Below are 17110 nucleotides of genomic sequence, written 5' to 3'. Positions count from 1 at the left end.
CCCCCTTGTCATGACTGGGTAAACATAATGCGATCTGCACTGCGGTTCTTTTTTCGTTTTTGGTTGGTCAATACGGCGATTGCAGCTGGTTTAATCGCCGTTAACTTACATGCCTATCAATGGTCTGGGCAGTTCACTGCCAACTTATATGTGCCGTTAGCAATTTTAGGGCAAGCCTTCGCGCTCAGCACCCTTGTTTGCCTACTAGCTGCCCCGTTGTTGCTACTACCAAAACCATTGCGAATCGCTACGTTTGGGCTGTTAGCCGGTACAGGGCAGTTCATGCTGCTGCTTAATAGCCAGGTTTTTAGTGTGTATCGTTTTCACATCGATGCTTTTTTTATCAAGATGTTCTTCACCGAGTTTACGGGCTTGGGTGTTGGCTGGCGCACCGTTGCGTTGGGCGTTCTAGCGCTAGTCATCTGTTTGGGCGCAGCCATATTTCTAGCCTTATGGGCTCACAATGCCAAGACAAAGCTGCCAGCAAAACGTGCACTGGCCTTTGTGTTTGTGGCTACGTTGAGCGGGCAAGCGCTACATGCTTGGGGTTATGCGCACAATATGCGCAACATTGTTTCCCTCACACATGTTATTCCATGGTACGTGCCGCTAACCGCTACCACAGACATGGAGCGCTGGGGGCTTATTAACCCAGAGTGGGTAGAAGACAGCAGCAACATTGATATTAGCTTGGCTAGCTCAATGAATTACCCGCTGGCCCCACTTGAGTGCACGGCCTCCAACGAGCAGCCGAATATCATTTTTATCACATTAGAAAGTTGGCGGTTCGACCAGTACAGTCCAGAAATCACGCCTAACCTATTCAGTATTGGCGAGGCGTCATTAGCGTTTAATAATCACTTGTCTGGTGGTGCGGGTACCAGCCCAGGCATGTTCTCGTTGTTTTTTGGCGCGCCATACTTATATTGGGATGGCGCTTTTTCACTGCGCCCGGCTCTGTTTCAAGCCACCGATTTGCTCGGCTATAACCATCATATTATTGTTAACCAAAACATGGTCGACAATAAGCGCCAGCAAGCATTTTTTAAGGGCATCGATCCTATTCAAAACATGCCAGAGTCGCCTTTATACCAAGGCGATATCAATACGCTAACCAAGTTAAACCAAGCCATCGACGCATCACCCAGCGAGCCTTTCTTTAGCTACATTATGCTCGGCTCGTCGCACTTTCCGTATTACACGCCACCCAACTACAACAAGCCGTTTTTGCCGGCTGAGATGCTTGCCATCACCAACGCCAAGGCAGACACCGACCCAGTACCGCACTTGAATCAGTATGCTAACTCGGCACACTTTTTAGACGGCCTTATTGGCCAGTTGAAAACTAACCTAGAACAACGTGGGCTTTGGGAAAACACGATTCTGGTGGTCACGGGCGATCATGGTGAAGAGTTTAATGATCAGGGCCAAAACTATTGGGGGCATGGCTCTAACTTCAGCCGCTATCAGGTGGGTGTACCACTTGTGATTCATTGGCCAGGAAAACAAGGTCAAGTGAACTACCGTACTAGCCATGAAGACATTGCTGCCACCATTATTACCGAAGCCATGGGCTGTAATAATGACTTTGCCGAGCTATCAACCGGCTATTCGTTATTTGATGACCAACCACGCACGGTAATTGCCTCTAGCTATGTGAACAAGGCCATTATTATGGACAACACAGTAAACGAGCTTTATCCGGGCTTCGTAAAAACCTACGACCTAAACAATATAAATAATCCAGCCTCGTCACCCGCCGGCCTCCTAACTGAAGTACAGCGCATTCAAAGCCACTTCCGTTAACTAGCATAAGCATGGCGGAGTTTGCTAGGATTGCAGATCCGCCTTGTTAATAGTGAGCGCTCATGGAGATTGCACAGCTTCGCCGTAACTTCGAAATACGTGACTTTCAAACGGGTCGAGCACTACAACAGCGCCAGCATGTGCAGCAGATGAACGTAACGGTTCAGTCACCTTCGCCATTGCATGTACAGTTAGTCGGCGTAGTTGAACACAAGCAACAAACCCATTACCCCCACATGAGCTTGGTTATGGTGAACGATCGCCTACATGTAGATGGCGATTGTGATTGTGGTGGTTATAACTGTGCGCATATTGCAGCAATGGCCATTCACTATGTGGTGCAAGTTGAGAGTGGCCACATTGCACCACCCAACCCTGAAGCCGCATTAGCAAGTTGGCTTGAGCAGTTTCCCTCTGCGCCAGCCGCTCGCCCGCATAAAATTGTTTTTTCGCTAAGTGTAGAAGAAGGTGACTTATTGCTTAGTGCCATGGTGCTCAAGCGCAAACAAAATGGCAGCCTAGGTAAGCGGTTGCATCAGTTAACCGAAGAAGTCTTTGCCCAGTGTAAAATTAGCGACCTCGACCGGCAGATGTTGGCACTGATTAACGAGCACGAGCGCCTGCAGTTCGATCGGCGCAGCAAAATTAAACTGCATGGCGAAAAGGGCGGGCTGTTATTAGATATGGCCAGTCAACAGCCTATGGTTGCCTGGGCCGCACTCGATCAACCAGCGAGCTTCTTGCAGCCAGCCGACCCAGAATGGCATTGGCAAAGTTATCGTGATGGCTTTCGCCTGGAAAACCGTCTGCCAGCGCACTGGCAGCTCACAGATACTTATCCCGTCTATGCCTTCGACGCCAATAGCCAGCAAGTAATCCCATTAAATGAACAGCGCACATACGATCAACTCGTGGCAATGCGCAGCGCCCCGTTAGTGCCGCAAGATAAAATGATTTGGTTGCGCCAACAGTTGCCGCAAGCGCTTGTGGATATTGAGCTGCCGGATCAGCGGCCAGTCGAAAAACGGCAAGCACTGCCCTTTACCCCGGTATTAACCATTAGCCGCACGCATCCACGCGCACCCAACCATGTCATCGCCCAGCTTACCGCCCGCTATGAAGACATTAGCCTTGCTATTAATGGTGAGCAGGTCAGCCGTATAGAACAAGACGACAAAATCATCGAGATTGCCCGCCAGCGCCAAGCAGAGCAACAGGCGATCGACCATTTGCTAAGCTTAAATCTACATTTATCAGAATTTAAAGGCGAAGCCATCTTCTGGCACCAGCCACCACAGCAAGACGACGATCCTGAGTTTTGGAAGGCATTTTTATCAACCCAAGTAGCACAATTAGTTGAGGCTGGCTGGGACGTTGAGGTAGACGTAAGTGCTTACCAATATAATCTAACACAGCGCTCACAGTTCGATTGGCAACTTGCTGAAGATGACGAAGGCTGGTTCGATTTATCAATCTCCTTTCGCGATAACGACCACGAAATCGACTTGATCCCACTACTGCATCAGCTGATTAAACAGCCCGAGCTACTGCAGCAGCCTACTATTGCCTGGCAATACCAAGGGGCAGCGGTGGATGTTGATAGCACCCTCATTGAGCCAATTGTTGCCACCTTGCAGGAACTGGCTGAGCAATCTAAGCAACATAGCATCAAGGTAAAACGCGCCCAGCTGCCGCTATTAGCCGACTTAACCGACACCTGGCAAGGTAGTCAGCGCGTCGCCCAGCTTAAAAAAGAATTAAGCCAGCCACTGCCTGCCAAAGTGAGCACACAATTGCAGGCGAGCTTGCGTGATTATCAGGTGCAAGGCCTACAATGGCTACAACAACTGGAACGTGCAGGGTTTAATGGGCTACTCGCCGACGACATGGGCCTTGGCAAAACGCTGCAAATCATTGCCCACATCTGCGCCAATGAAGCGCGCACGCTGCCAGTGCTGGTGGTAGCCCCAACTAGCTTGCTTAGCAATTGGCGCAGTGAGTTAGAAAAGTTTGCGCCGCATCTCAACTGTGCTGTGTGGCATGGCGGAGACCGTCACGAGATTGATATCGCCCAACAAGATGTGGTGATTACCACTTACACCATGGCACGCGTGGATGGCGAGATACTGCAAGCCCAACCGTGGCACTATTTAGTTGTCGATGAAGCGCAGCAAGTCAAAAACCACCGCAGCCTAGCCGCCAAGGCGCTACGCTTGTTTTCTGCCAATCAAATAATTGCCTTAAGTGGCACACCAGTTGAAAACCACTTAAAAGAGTTGTGGGCAATTTTTGATTTACTCGAGCCGGGCCTGCTGGGCAATCAACGCCAGTTCAGCCAGTATTTCAGCAAGCCAATCAAAGCCGGTGAGCCACAGCAGTGGCATGCCCTGCAGCAGCGTATTCGGCCATTTATATTGCGCCGGTTAAAGCGCGAGGTTGCCAAATCGCTGCCAGCCAAAACCGAGATGGTGCGCTATGTAAACCTGCAAGGCGAACAAGCTCAGCTGTACGAGAACATCCGCCTAAGCATGCAAGACGAAGTCAGTAAGCTGTTGGCGCAGCAAGGTGGCCGTGGGCAACTACAGGTTCTCGATGCCCTGCTTAAACTAAGACAAGTGTGCTGCCACCCGAAGCTGGTGAATTTAGAAGCGGCGCAACAAGTAAATGAATCGGCAAAGCTCGATTACTTAGAGTCGTTGTTGGCGAATTTGCTTGAGGATGGCCGCAAGGTGTTAGTGTTTTCGCAGTTTGCCAAAATGCTCGACGTCATAGGCGAGCGGTTAAGCAAACTTGGCATTGCCTATCAACAATTAACTGGCGAAACGCGCAACCGCGATGAGCAAATTGATGGATTTAAGGCTGGTAAAGCTAATGTGTTTTTAATCTCGCTAAAAGCCGGTGGCGTGGGCTTAAACCTAACCGAAGCGGATGCCGTGATTCACTACGACCCTTGGTGGAACCCAGCAAGTGAGTCGCAAGCGAGTGATCGCGCCCATCGCATTGGGCAAGATAAACCTGTATTCGTCTACAAGCTGATTGTTGAACATAGTGTTGAAGACAGGATTCTTCGCCTACAACACGCCAAACAGCAGCTCGCTGAGAAGCTCTACGACAGCCCAACGATTGATAGCACTAACTTAGAAGCACTATTGCAGCCGCTGCCGGCAGAGTGACTGGCTGCAGAAATTGCTTACAGTTGCAGCCCTTCGTCGATGATATTCCTGAGCAACTGTGGGCGGTCGGTGATGATGCTGTCCACACCCATATCGATCAACTGGCGCATGGTTGCTTCATCGTTAATCGTCCAATAGTGCACGGCAATACCACGTTTGCGGGCAGCATCGATGAATCGCTTACTCGCTAGGTTGATGCCTGCTGCTTCGGTTGGCACAGCAAAGGCACTGATGTCTCGCCAAAAAAGGCCTTCCAAGCGCAATAACGACAACACATAAAATACAATGACATCTTCTTCGCTAGCATAGGTATAAGCTCCTGGATGCTCGCGTCGAATCACATCAATGGTGGTTTGATGAAACGAACCAAGAATCACCGATCCCCAGCGATTGTATTCGTCCAAAAGCGCAACCACTTCGCTGCGAAGGGCTGGATCTGGTGTTTTTAGCTCAACCGACAAGCGCTTGCCGGGGTAGCGTAAGAACACCTCTTCTAATGTGAGAATTTGCGCCCCCTGCGCTCGGTAGGGAGTTGGCTCATTGGCCCTGGGCGTTTGGTGATTTGGCCACCAATGGGCAAAGTTCAAGGTTTTCAGCTCTGCAACCGTGTAGTCGGCAACCGCGCCTTGGCCATTACTGGTTCGATCCACTAAGGCATCATGAATCACTACGGGCACACCATCTTTACTTAGATGAACATCCATCTCCAATATATCAGCCCCCACGGCAACCGCATGGTCAAATGCTAGGGCGGTTGCATCGGGTTTTTCTAGGTTGCCACCTTGGTGCGCAATCAGCTCTATATGATGAAAACTGGCTTTGCTTTGCGGCGGAATAAGCCAAAACACAACGCCATAACTAGCAAATACAACTAGGGCAATACGCCATAACCACTTCATTGTGCTCTCCTACCCTGCAAAGCTAATGGCACACCAGCCATAACAAAGGCGATTAACAAGCCTAACCCTTGCGTGCCCAAATCTTGCTGCCAAGGCCACAGCACAATAATAGAGCCTACTACTAGGCCACCAATCAGTGCCTGCATGGCTTGGTAGAACTTGTTAAACAAGGTATTCATTATTTTCGCTGCCGCCACAATGCCGATGATGGCCCCGGCAAAGAACACCAGCACGACCGGCCAGTTCAATGTTTTAACAGCAGTGATATAGGTGGCATAAGAGCCAATCAACAGCTGCAACATAGAGCCACTGATGCCCGGTATTAACATGGTGGCAGCAGCTACGATGCCAGCCACAAAGATAAACAACCATTGACCACCAACAGGCGAGATAATTGCCTCAGTCAGTTCTGGGCGGGGAATAATACTAAAGGCAAAGGCAATCAAGGCCGCTACCACAAGTGCTGCAATACTACTGCCTTGACTAGGCACCAGCTTTCCTTGCCACACAAGACTTATCAAACTACCTGCCACCAAGCCAACAAAGCCTTGTTGAGTTTGCACTGGGTAGTGCTCTAGCAACCACACAAGCAGATGCGCAAAACCGAAAATGCCAGCTAGTAAACCCACTACAATTGGTAGTAAAAAAAGAAAGTTAACCCGCCAACCATCTGGATGAGAAAAAAAGCCACTCGTGCGAGCGATAATTTCGTCGTACATACCGGTAAGGTAAGCAACGGTGCCACCGGATACACCAGGTATCGGGTCGGCAATTCCAATTAGGCTGCCTTTGAGCAACCGCATCCACCAAGAATTCTGCATAGCGATACAACTTGTCTAATACGTATCGGCAAGAATAAGTCAAAAGTGTGACAAATTCACGGCAAGCCTTGCCACAAGGTAAGCCTAAACGCGCAAGCATGCGATACACTGGCAAAAAAGTATTTTGAGGATCTACCATGAAAGCTGCGATTGCTGCCCTAGCCTCTTTGCCAAGTGTTGCCTTGGCTTGCTCATTAAATGTTGGTTTCCAAGAACAGCATCCGTTTCATTTTGATGTGTACCACGGTGAGTTTTATGCCACAACTGGCGGTGTAGATGTTGATATCTTGCGTGCTGTAGGTGGGCGCGGGAACTGTGATATTGAGATCAGAAACCTTGAGGGCCAGGCTCCATTCGACAGCCCAGCGCAAGCATTCATCGCTGAATCGGATACCTTTGATTACCGACATGTCGTGCTATATGAGCTGCCTTATCAGCTAGTGAGCATTGCACCGTTAACCGAACCAAACGAGGCACTGACGCTTGGCGTGCTAAGCTCGGACGATGAATTTGAATGGACCAACCAGTTTGCTAGCACGGTGACACTTGAACCAGATAGTTGGCAGCAAGCGCTGAAAGATGACAAGGTTGATGCCGTACTATGGCACCCGTTCGACGCAGCCATTGACTATAACAGCCCACTGCAACGGCAAGTGGTAGAGCAACTACCTTTGCGAGGCATGAGCTTGTTCTATGCCGACGAGGTGAGTGAGTCAGTGCGCAAAACCATTGCCGACACCTTGGTGATTGCAACCGACAACGTCGAAAACGCGTTGAATAGATATCAAGTGAAGTAGTAAGTAGGTCCGTAAGTCATCCGCGCAGCGGATGCTTGCGGACATGGATGTCCGTACTGAGCAGGTCGCAGGAGCATGCCTGCGGTGCGGACATGGATGTCCGTACAAAGAAATCCACCCGAACTACCCTTGCAACATTTTACCGGCGGCATCTAGCTTGAGGTGGTGATCGAATCGGTCAACATCTACATCGTGGTGGCTAATCATAATGAGCATGGCCGGCAGCGATAGCAGCTGATCTAGGATCAGTTTTTGGTTGTCACCATCTAGCCCTTCTAGTGGCTCGTCCACTACCACTAGGCTTGGTGCTTGCAGCATTAGCCGAGCCAAACCAATGCGGCGCGCTTGCCCACCTGAGACACCTGTACCGTACTCGCCAATATTGGTCAGTAGCTGCTCTGGTAATGATTGCGCCCAATCATAAAGCGATACTTGCTTGAGCACGTCCCATAGCTCTTCATCCGAGGCGCTAGGGTTACCTAAACGTAAATTAGCGGCCAAACTCTGGTTAAATAAATGTGGCGACTGCTCAAGCACACCAACATGCTGACGCAAACTCATTTCGCTGAGCTCGGTTAGATCAACATCGTTAAGCAGCACCTGCCCAGGTGTAACGGGAATAAACCTGGCGAGCGCATAGGCCAATGTGGTTTTACCAGCGCCAGATGGGCCGGTTAATAAGCACTTGTCGCCAGCAAATAGGGTGGCGTTAACATCGGTTGGACCAGACATTGCATTCGGTTGGCGCACGGTTAAGGCTTGCAGTTTGAGCGTATCAAGCGTGTCGATAGTTTGCTGGCCACCGCTGTGCAAAGCTTCTATCTCACCCATTTCATTAAGGCGCTGGCGAGCCTGGGCGCTTTGCCCTGCCGCTTGAAAGGTTGCCGCCAGCGGCGCCAATATCTCGTTTAATGCCAAGAAGCCCAGCGCCATAGCCGCTAACCAGGCACCATTGAGTTGCTCGTTCAGCACCAGTTGTGCGCCTTGATCGAGCAACAAATAGAAGGATACCAACAGCAGCAAACCAATTAATAACTGGCCGGTGCTAATCAACAGGGCTTGCCAGCGTTGAGCGGCAATAATGCTTTGATCCTCTGCTTCAATCGCATTTTGCCGGTTTTGCCATTGATTGTTTACCTGCAAGGTAATTAGGCCAGACAGTGCTTCTACCAGTTGGCTACGACGACGACCACCTTGCTCAACTTCTTTTACTGTTAGCTGGCGACCGATTAAGCGGCCAAGCAGCGGCACGGCAATCATGGCAATGACAATTGGCAGCGCAATGACCGCCACTAGGCTAGGTACAAATATTTGCGCCACCGCCAAGCTTAAACAAACAATGGCAACCGCCCAGAACCAAGGCGCGAGCCAGCGCAGCGGCCATTCGTCTAAGCGGTCGATATCGGCGACTGCACGTTGTAGCAACTCACCGCTTAACGTATTGCCTGAACGGTCTGGCAAGCGTGGTGTCAGTTGATCCCATACCCACAAGCGTAAGTCGCGTAATAGGCGCAGTACGGCTTCGTGCGAAACAACGCGCTCACCATAGCGCCCAGCCGTGCGGGTAATGGCTGCCATGCGCACCACACCACCTGGGCTGAAAAAGTTAAACGTTAAGGCCGCACCGGCAGCACTGGCCATGCCCGCAGCGGTTAAAAACCAACCCGAGGCAGCCAATAGCAATACAACGGCAATCAAGGTAATTAAGCCAATGAGCAAACCAAGGCTTAACATGCCCAACTGAGCTTTGGTGAGCTTCCAAATGGTTAACTTATCCACGGCTCACCTCCTCAATTTCTCCATTGCGCACTCGAATAATGCGGTCGACCCAATCTAAATCTGCTAAGTCGTGGGTCGCCATAATCAGGGTTTTCCCTGCACTAGCAGTAGCCAACTGCTGGCGCAACTCGGCGGCAGTGGCACGGTCTAGGTGGGCGCCAGGTTCATCTAATAACCAGGTTGAGGCGTTGGATAACACAGCGCGAGCCAGAGCAATTCGCTGCAACTGACCACCAGACAACCCAATCCCCCCTTCACCAATGCGGCTCGCTAGGCCATCTGGTAGTTGCCGAACAAATGGTAGGGCACCGGCTTGTTGTAGTGCTTGCCACAGGTCATCGTCTCTCGCAGAAGGGTTGCCAATTCTTAGGTTGTCGGCAATGGTGCCACTAAACCACTCAGGGCGTTGCGCAAGCCATACCAATTGCTGGCGCCAGCTGCTCAAGTCATAGTCAGTCAACGTTTTACCGGCAATCATTACGTTGCCAGAAGTCGGCTCGGTGAAGCCCAGCAGCATGTGCAACATCGACGACTTGCCCGCACCACTTTCACCAATCAGCGCTATGCGCTCACCAGCCGACACGGTTAGGCTCACCTGCTTAAGCACATCACGACCATTCGGCTGCCAGCTAAGCTGATTGAATTCGATGGTTGCAGCAGTCTGTGGCGCTGCCAGCGAGCCATTGTTCTGTACCGTGGTTGCCGCCAAAATGGGTTGCAAGGTTTCTGCTGCGCCCAAAGCGTGTGCTCTGGCATGGTAGTCGGTGCCTAACTGGCGCAATGGTTGATAAAATTCTGGCGCTAGTAACAGAATAAACATAGCGCTCGCCAATGGCACTGGTACTTCACCCTTCGCCCAAGGCAATTGCTCTAATAAGCCAATACCTAAGAACACAGCGATTAAAGCGATGGATAACGAGGCAAACAACTCAAGTACAGCAGTTGATAAGAATGCCAAGCGCAGCACGCTCATAGTTTTGGCTCGGTATTGCTCGGCACTTTGATCCAAGCGATCACGGCCAAGCGCTGTTCTGCCAAGTAGTTTTAGGGTTGGCAAGCCACGCATTAAATCTAGAAACTGACCACCCATAATGGCCATGGCTTTAAATTGTTTGCGTGAAGCAGACGAGGCGCCCTTACCCACAATAATCATAAAAAACGGCACAAGTGGTGCGGTGCCAACAAAAATCAGCACTGCCAGTTTGGATATAGGCCAAACGGCTACCAGAATGATCAGTGGAATCACCAGCACTAGAATCTGTTGCGGTATATAACGGGCTAAATAGCCATCTAATGCATCGACTTGTTCAAAAACAGCCGTCGACAAGGCGCCATCGCTGCCAAACCGGCTACGATTTGGTCCCAGCTCGGCTAATTTAGTCAGCAGTGCTTGTCGTACGCGTTTGCGCACCGTAAGACTAGCTTGCACGCCTAGTACATCTTTTACCCACAACAATAACAACCGTGCTGCCATCAAACCTACAATCAGTGGGATCACGCTGAGGCTCACGGCCTCACCTAAAGCCAAGCCGCTGATTAAGTCGGCTAAATACTTGGCTTGCCAAACAAACAATAATGCCGCCACCACACCAGCGGCGGTTGCAATCATCAGGGGTAAACGTATAGATCGGGTTTGCTGCTTCAGCCATGCGGCTGCGGGGGTGACTGAACGTTTGGCCACGCGGTTAACCTATATACAAAGATGCAAAAAAAATATCGAGGTGTGATTGTACCCTACTAGAGTTGGTTACGCATGATGATCCGGCAAGGCGCACAATACCATTTGTTCCACATCAGAATGTGTAACAATAATCAGGCCGTGCACCACCGCAACATCAGTCACCTACAGCTATACCTAATAGGTTATTGATTAAACAGTAGGTGGCAATATGGCGACCGTAGTGATAGTAGGTGCTGGTTTAGGCGGTATGCCAGCAGCATACGAAATAAAAGCGTTATTGGGCAAGCAGCATAGGGTCGTTATGGTGAACGAGCGACCTAGTTTTCAATTTACCCCATCCAACCCTTGGATACCGGTTGGTTGGAGGAAAGGCGAAGAAGTCAGCTTTGACTTAGCCAAGCATTTAGGCAAAAAGGGCATCGAGTTCATCGCCCAAGCCATGACCAAAATTGAACCGAAGGAAAAGTATATTGAGCTCGCTAATGGCGACAAGATTGAGTACGACTATCTAGTACTGACTACCGGGCCAAAACTAGACTTTGAATCCATTCCTGGTGCTGGCCCTGAGTTTTTTACCCAGTCGGTCTGCTCCCTGCAACATGCAGAGGTGGCAAAAGATAACTTTGATGCACTAGTAGAAGCGCCAGGGCCGGTTATTGTAGGTGCGTTTCAAGGTGCTAGTTGCTTTGGGCCTGGTTATGAGTACGCATTTGTGGTGGATAAGGCACTTCGTGATGCCAAGGTACGCAAACACGTTGAAATGACTTATGTCACCAGCGAACCATACATTGGCCACCTAGGTTTGGGTGGTGTTGGTGATTCGAAATCCATGATGGAGTCTGAGTTGCGCAACAAGCACATTAAGTGGATATGCAACGCCCGGGTAACGAAAGTCGAAGATGGCGTGATGTTTGTTGAAGAGCTTAATGACGAAGGCGAGGTAAAACGCTCCCATGAGCTGCCGTTTAAACACAGTATGCTTATCCCACCTTTTAAAGGCATCGACCCAATTGCTGCGGTAGAGGGCTTAGCCAATCCTAAAGGTTTTGTTCTCATCGATGACTATCAACGCAACCCTACATATCCAGAGATATACTCTGCTGGCGTGTGCGTTGCCATTCCACCTGTGGAACAAACACCTGTACCAACCGGTACACCCAAAACCGGCTACATGATTGAGTCGATGGTGACGGCGATTGCCCACAACTTGCGCGATAAGATTTTTGATGACAAAGAGCCAAGCCATAAAGGTACTTGGTCAACTGTTTGTTTAGCCGACATGGGCGATACGGGTGCAGCGTTTGTGGCAATTCCACAAATACCGCCACGTAATGTCACTTGGTTTAAAAAAGGTAAGTGGGTAAGGCTGTCGAAAATAGCTTTTGAGAAGTACTTCATTCGCAAAATGAAGAGCGGCGCGTCTGAACCATTTTACGAGAAGCAGGTTATGAAGTTATTAGGTGTAGAAAGGCTAGAAAAGTAGGCTGTACGGCGCGGTTTTTCCGCGCCGTACAACATCAGAAGATCCAACGTCGTAACGTTTTCCTACTTCTTGTTTTTCGGGTCGAGCGCGTCGCGCAGACCATCACCCACAAAGTTAAAGCAGAACAGGGTTATGGTTAGCGCTAACAACGGGAAGATTAGCTGCCAAGGCGTGATGCGCATGCTATCGGCACCAGCCGAGATCAGCGCGCCCCAAGAGGTTTGCGGCTCCGAAACCCCTAGGCCAAGGAACGAGATAAAGCTTTCAAACAAGATCATCTGCGGCACCAATAAGGTGGCATATACCACAACCACACCCAGTACGTTAGGCACAATATGGCGCATAATGATTACTGGTGTGCGCACACCCTGAGCGATTGCGGCTTCTACGAATTCTTTGTTTTTAAGGCTAAGTGTTTGACCGCGCACAATACGCGCCATATCCAGCCAAGACACTGCCCCAATGGCAATGAAAATAAGCAATACGTTACGACCAAAAATCGCCATCAATACAATCACTAGGAACATAAACGGGAACGACATAAGGATTTCAACGGCTCGCATCATTAACGAGTCTACCTTGCCACCCATGTAGCCAGATACCGCGCCATAAATTGTGCCGATTACCACAGCCACCAGAGCGCCCATTAAGCCAACCATTAATGAGATACGCGACCCTTGCACAAGGCGAGCAAGCAAGTCACGACCATCACTATCGGTACCAAAATAATGCGGTGCCGTGCCTATTTCGGCGGCGTATTCGTTCGGGTGCGTCATCGCTGGTTTGCCATAGAACTCCACGTCTTCCAAGGCAAACCAATCAACGGTTTCGTAGTCCCACTGAGTGAGATAGTTACCAAAGATGGCGAACGCAGCAACGAACACCAATACAATCAGAGAAATCATTGCCGCCCGGTTGGCCTTAAAACGACGGAAGGCATCATCCCAAAGGCTACGGCCTTTTACTGAATCGGGTAAAACTTGATCTTGAGTAGTCATTTGCGCGCTCCCTTAATAACGAATGCGAGGGTCGAGCGCTGTGTACAGCATGTCGACAATGGCGTTGAACAAAATAGAAAGCGCACCGGCTAGAATGGTCACGCCCAAGATAAGTGAGTAGTCACGGTTCGTAGCACCTTGAACAAAGTGCTGACCAATACCACCGGTTTGGAATACTTGGTCAACAATCACCGAACCGGTAATCAAACCAACAAACGCAATGCCTAGGTAGGTAATCACTGGCATGAGTGCTGGTTTCATTGCATGGCGCCACAAAACAATAGAGGTTGGCAAGCCTTTCGCACGAGCAGTGCGAATATAGCTTGAGCTTAATACTTCAATCATGCTGCCACGTGATAAACGCGCCACTTGCGCAATATAACTCGTCGCCATGGCAAAAATTGGCAGAATTAGATAGTTAAATTGACCATCGCCCCAGCCACCTGCTGGTAGCCAGCCGAGTTTTACGGCAAATAGCCAAACACACAAAGGAGCTAAAACGAAGTTGGGGAATACCACCCCAGACATGGCAAAACTCATCACCGAATAGTCTTGCCAATGGTTTTGTTTCACTGCCGCCCAAATGCCTATTGGGATGCCGATAATAATAATGAAGAAGAAACTCCACAGGCCAATGATGGCCGAGCGCGGGAAGCTGCCCTCAATGATCTCGGTAACACTACGGTCTTGATATTTAAATGACGGACCAAAGTCTTGATAAAGAATAAGGTCGCGCATATAGATGCCGTATTGCACAACAATGTGTTTATCTAGGTTGTACTTGGCATTTAGGTTTTCTAGTACCGCTGGCGGAGGGGTTTTCTCCGAAGTAAATGGGCCACCTGGTGCAGCGCGCATCAAAGCAAAAGATACGGTAATTAGAATTAGTAGTGTTGGAATCGCCACAAATAGGCGTTTGAGCATGAACTTCAACATAATGCAGTCTCGTGTCGTTTAGGCTGCGGCAGAGCAGACATAGGCTGGGAGCATACCTCCCAGCCCAAACAGATAGAAGGCACCTAGATCAAAGGTGCCTATTACCCGGCCTTACTGTAGCGAAAGGTCTTTTACATATACTACGTCTTGCGCATTACCTACTGGCCAGCCCTGCACATTTTCAGAGATCATGCGGGTACGGGTGTAGTAGAAGATTGGCGCCAGAGGGGCTTCTTCAGAAATGATTGCCTCAGCCTTGGTATAGTATTCGTTGGCGTTTTCAGCGCGTGCCGCTTCTACTAGTAAACGATCATATTCAGCGTTACTGAAGTTTGAATCGTTATTACCGTGACCGGTTCTTAACAGGTCAAGGAAGGTAGAGGCTTCGTTGTAGTCACCACCCCAACCGGCGCGGGCAACGTCAAATCCACCTGCTTTTTTGGTTTCCAAGAAGGTTTTCCACTCTTGGTTTTGCAGGTTCATTTCAACGCCTAGCTTTTGCTTCCACATTTGGCTGATTGCAACCGCAACACTACGGTGAAATTCAGACGTGTTGTATAGGAAATCAACTTCTAACGGGTTGTCCTTACCAAAGCCAGCTTCTGCCAATAGCTCAATCGCCATACGGTCACGCTCAATTTGGTTTAGCGACGACTCAGCCACAGTTGGTGCTTCGAAACCAGCAACGAATGTTGGAACGAAGGTATAAGCTGGCGTTTGGCCACCTTTGGTTACCGCACGTACAATTACTTCACGGTCGATCGCAAGGCTAAGCGCTTTACGTACACGACGGTCGTCGAACGGTGGCTCTTCAGTGTTGAACTCGTAGTAATAAACCGCCAAGTTCGGGTAAATCGTAAATTCGTCAGCAAATTCACGCTTCAGACGAGGGATCTGCGCGTTAGGCACAGTTGCTGTAACGTGAATTTCGCCCGCTTCAAAGCGTGCTAGTTCAGAGTTTTCATCTTCAATTGGTAGGAAAGTAACACCGTCTAGTGCAACGTTCGCGTTGTCCCAGTAGTTAGTGTTACGTACTAGGTCCATTTTTTCATTCAATGTCCAAGCGTCTAGCTTGTAAGCACCGTTAGAAACCATGTTGCCTGGGCGCGTCCACATGTCGCCATGTTCTTCAATCACTTCTTGTGGCACTGGGTACATGGTGTAGTGTGCCGCAACGCTTGGGAAGTAAGGAACAGACTGCTTAAGTTCTACACGCAGCGTGTCTTCGTCTACAGCTGTTACACCAAGCATGCTTGGCTCAACCGTGCCGTCGATCGCTTCTTGGGCGTTTTTGATTTGTGCAGCTTTGCTCATGTACCAAGAGTAAGGAGACGCTAGCTCTGGCGATACAACGCGTTTCCAAGCGTATTCAAAGTCGGCTGCGGTAACATCTTCGCCGTTCGACCACTTAAGACCGTCACGTAGTTCAAAAGTCCAAACGGTGTTGTTCTCTGTTGCAGTCCAAGACTCGGCAGCACCAGGGATTACTTCACCTTCTGAATTCAGGGCCGTTAGGCCTTCAAACAACTGGTATGCAACCATACCGCCTGGTTGACCTTCAATTTTGCCTGGGTCGATAGAGGCCGGTTCTGCACCGTTACCGATAACAATGGTTGCAGCCGACGCTGCTGAAATAGCGAATGTTGCAGTACCTGCAACCGCCATGCTTAATGCGATTTTTTTGATAGAACTCATGGACGTTCCTCTTTTGATTTTTTTTATCCAGCTAAACTTATTTTGTGTGCTGGTTTGCCTTCTGCATTCGCCGTTTTAATGGCAGAAAGCGAGACATAACATCGGAGTGTATTATTTCGCATCGAATTGCCAAACCTTCGATAACAAACCTCAACGTACCTCTCCGTATTCTTAACTTTACAGAGCTTGGGTTGTTTGAGGTGGGTCAATTGTTAGCAAAGGTTTCCAATTACAACGACGATTGCGAAGCATTTTTGATAGCACAACTCGTTGGTTATACTACTGACTACAAGCGTAGATGATTTTTGGAGGCTTTCATGAAAACAACTTCTTTACCTTCGCCCGAGGAAGCCCTTGCGGGTCGTCGTGAGCCACTAGCAGTGGTGAATCAGCACTATGTAAAGAACACGAGCATCAAGCCACCATTTGGCGAGGGTATCCGCACCATTCAGTTTGGCATGGGCTGCTTTTGGGGAGCTGAGCGCTTATTCTGGAACCTCGATGGCGTGGTGAGCACAGCGGTAGGATATGCAGGGGGTTACACGCCTAACCCAACGTATGAAGAAGTGTGCTCAGGCCAGACGGGCCATACCGAGGCTGTATTAATTGCCTATGACCCTAAACAAATTTCGCTGGCGAAGTTGCTTGAGGTCTTTTTTAACGAGCACGACCCCACACAAGGCATGCGCCAATGGAACGACATCGGTACCCAGTATCGCTCGGCGATTTATTGCAGTGCCGATGATTTGAACTGCGTCGAGGCAGCAATTGATGCAGCTCGCGACCAGTTCCACAAGCAAGGCAAAGGTGACATCACTACCGAAGTGAAGTCGGAGCAAACTTTTTATTATGCCGAAACTTATCACCAACAGTATTTAGCCAAGAACCCTAATGGCTATTGCGGTTTAAAAGGCGCCGGTGTGGTTTGTCATCTAACCTAAAGTGAATAAGACCAATGGCAACATTCGCATACGCTGATTCGGGTCAACGAAACCACGCAACTATAAAGTATTCGTTACAGACATAGCACCTGTTTTTTCGC

At 49.6% G+C, this 17110-nt stretch carries 12 protein-coding genes; 5 read left to right on the top strand and 7 right to left on the bottom strand.

The genetic code is table 11. The features are described from left to right. Window positions 1-27 precede the first annotated feature (27 nt). Window positions 28-1806 (top strand): sulfatase-like hydrolase/transferase, encoded by a 1779-nt coding sequence (locus DUW71_RS08785; protein WP_119394873.1) that lies wholly within the window; start codon window positions 28-30, stop codon window positions 1804-1806. A gap of 62 nt (window positions 1807-1868) precedes the next feature. Further along, on the top strand, window positions 1869-4979 hold the full coding sequence (locus tag DUW71_RS08780; RefSeq protein ID WP_119394872.1) for a DEAD/DEAH box helicase: 3111 nt from the start codon (window positions 1869-1871) through the stop codon (window positions 4977-4979). A gap of 17 nt (window positions 4980-4996) precedes the next feature. On the opposite strand, the gene DUW71_RS08775 is transcribed toward DUW71_RS08780, so the two are convergent. Then, window positions 4997-5878 carry a glycerophosphodiester phosphodiesterase gene (locus DUW71_RS08775; protein WP_119394871.1) on the bottom strand — a complete coding sequence of 294 codons (882 nt, stop codon included), beginning with the start codon at window positions 5876-5878 and terminating at the stop codon, window positions 4997-4999. Continuing rightward, window positions 5875-6699: a DUF368 domain-containing protein gene (locus tag DUW71_RS08770; protein ID WP_119394870.1), complete on the bottom strand. Its 825-nt coding sequence runs from the start codon at window positions 6697-6699 to the stop codon at window positions 5875-5877. Before DUW71_RS08770 ends, DUW71_RS08775 begins: the two co-directional genes overlap by 4 nt. Before the next feature lie 137 nt (window positions 6700-6836). Between DUW71_RS08770 and DUW71_RS08765 the strand changes: the two genes are divergently transcribed. Further along, window positions 6837-7496 (top strand): hypothetical protein, encoded by a 660-nt coding sequence (locus DUW71_RS08765; RefSeq protein ID WP_119394869.1) that lies wholly within the window; start codon window positions 6837-6839, stop codon window positions 7494-7496. Between the two features lie 123 nt (window positions 7497-7619). On the opposite strand, the gene cydC is transcribed toward DUW71_RS08765, so the two are convergent. After that, window positions 7620-9275, bottom strand: a complete 1656-nt coding sequence (gene cydC, locus DUW71_RS08760) for a thiol reductant ABC exporter subunit CydC (protein WP_119394868.1) — start codon at window positions 9273-9275, stop codon at window positions 7620-7622. After that, window positions 9268-10956 carry a thiol reductant ABC exporter subunit CydD gene (gene cydD / locus DUW71_RS08755; RefSeq protein ID WP_158583948.1) on the bottom strand — a complete coding sequence of 563 codons (1689 nt, stop codon included), beginning with the start codon at window positions 10954-10956 and terminating at the stop codon, window positions 9268-9270. The genes cydC and cydD overlap by 8 nt, the downstream gene beginning before the upstream one ends. Before the next feature lie 208 nt (window positions 10957-11164). Between cydD and DUW71_RS08750 the strand changes: the two genes are divergently transcribed. Further along, on the top strand, window positions 11165-12439 hold the full coding sequence (locus tag DUW71_RS08750; RefSeq protein ID WP_119394866.1) for an NAD(P)/FAD-dependent oxidoreductase: 1275 nt from the start codon (window positions 11165-11167) through the stop codon (window positions 12437-12439). A 62-nt stretch (window positions 12440-12501) separates the two neighbouring features. Here the strand turns inward: DUW71_RS08750 and DUW71_RS08745 are convergent, their stop codons facing one another. From DUW71_RS08745 to DUW71_RS08735, 3 genes are all read right to left on the bottom strand, one after another. Next, window positions 12502-13437, bottom strand: coding sequence for an ABC transporter permease subunit (locus DUW71_RS08745; RefSeq protein WP_119394865.1), 936 nt, complete (start codon window positions 13435-13437; stop codon window positions 12502-12504). A gap of 12 nt (window positions 13438-13449) precedes the next feature. Next, a complete protein-coding gene (oppB, locus tag DUW71_RS08740; protein WP_119394864.1) occupies window positions 13450-14373 on the bottom strand; it encodes an oligopeptide ABC transporter permease OppB in 924 nt (307 codons plus the stop codon). Between the two features lie 111 nt (window positions 14374-14484). Next, window positions 14485-16068 carry a peptide ABC transporter substrate-binding protein gene (locus tag DUW71_RS08735; protein WP_119394863.1) on the bottom strand — a complete coding sequence of 528 codons (1584 nt, stop codon included), beginning with the start codon at window positions 16066-16068 and terminating at the stop codon, window positions 14485-14487. A gap of 317 nt (window positions 16069-16385) precedes the next feature. On the opposite strand from DUW71_RS08735, the gene msrA reads away from it, so the two are divergent. Then, window positions 16386-17009: a peptide-methionine (S)-S-oxide reductase MsrA gene (msrA, locus tag DUW71_RS08730; protein WP_119394862.1), complete on the top strand. Its 624-nt coding sequence runs from the start codon at window positions 16386-16388 to the stop codon at window positions 17007-17009. The last annotated feature ends 101 nt before the right edge of the window (window positions 17010-17110 follow it).

Source organism: Salinibius halmophilus (genome assembly GCF_003577475.1).
GTDB lineage: Bacteria > Pseudomonadota > Gammaproteobacteria > Pseudomonadales > Natronospirillaceae > Salinibius > Salinibius halmophilus.
Note: the sequence above shows the minus strand (reverse complement) of the source record. Positions and strands in the feature narration are given on the sequence as shown.